Source organism: Yersinia sp. 2542 StPb PI (assembly GCF_048593855.1).
GTDB classification, from domain to species: Bacteria; Pseudomonadota; Gammaproteobacteria; order Enterobacterales; family Enterobacteriaceae; genus Yersinia; species Yersinia enterocolitica_E.
In genome coordinates, this window is record NZ_JAZGQA010000474.1 from 1 (window position 1) to 659 (window position 659).

Here is a 659-nt window from a genome sequence, read left to right on the forward strand (position 1 = left end):
TAATATTGCAGAAAGTGTTTTAGTTGACTGGTTTGTGGTAAACCCTAACCAACTGGCAAAGTATCTAATAGATATCCATCATAACTCATTGATGAACCGTACTGATAAGCAAGATTTGGTATATTTACCCAAATCTTGCATTAAGGGTGTTGAATATAATGATGGCTTTAAAAAATATAACCGTATTTTAATTAGAGATGTTGAGACTGAACACCCTTTATTTTTGAATGTTAATTCACCCTTGGGCAGGATACTTGAAAAGTTGACGGTGGGCGAAACTGTCGAAGATCCTTATCTCGGGGAAATGACCCTTACTAGTGAAACTCCTGCATTTGTTGCTGCATATCAAGCAGCTATAAAAATAAGGGATCAAAATAACGATGGATCCGATCCATTTAAATTATTTGAATTACCCTCTAATGAAGATGATTTTCTCCCATATTTTGAGAAAATTTTACGCCGTTACTCAAGTAATAACGCAGTGCAAAACCCTACCCTCCAAAACCCTAACATTCCATTATGTATGAGAGGTAATTTCACGCACCCTAGGGACTATTTTCGAGCAGCCTATTATCATATAACTTCTGCAGACACGACACAATACATCAAGATGCATAATGAAGGTATCAATAATCCAGATAAAGTTATTATTGATTTAT

The 659-nt window shown here is 35.4% G+C and carries 1 pseudogene; it reads left to right on the forward strand.

Annotated elements, in window-relative coordinates:
• Positions 1-659 (forward strand): annotated as a pseudogene (locus V1952_RS22360) (hypothetical protein); the annotation flags it as partial.